The following is a 260-nucleotide window of genomic DNA, read 5'->3' on the forward strand; positions in this document are numbered from 1 at the left end:
CTGCCCTGGGTCTTGCCGGCTTCGACGGTGATGGTCTGGCCGTTGGACAGGGTCACGGTCACCGGCGACTGCGCCGGATTGCTCAGGGTCACGGTGTAGGTGATCACACCGCCTTCGGTCACGCTTGGCGAAGCGGTCAGGGTCGCGGTAGTGACATCGACCGAGTCGTTGATGGTGGTCTGAGCCGGGGTCGGATTCGGCGTCAGTTGTTCGAAGTTGCCGCCGGTGGCGCTTTCGATGCTTACGCTGACGGTCGAGCC

At 64.2% G+C, this 260-nt stretch carries 1 protein-coding gene; it reads right to left on the bottom strand.

Annotated features, from left to right (window positions below; genetic code table 11):
- Positions 1 to 260, bottom strand: a 260-nt coding sequence (locus FQ664_RS27400; RefSeq protein ID WP_178091095.1) for an immunoglobulin-like domain-containing protein, incomplete at both ends; no start/stop codon positions are given.

Source organism: Pseudomonas persica, from assembly GCF_900291015.1.
In the GTDB taxonomy this organism is placed as follows: domain Bacteria; phylum Pseudomonadota; class Gammaproteobacteria; order Pseudomonadales; family Pseudomonadaceae; genus Aquipseudomonas.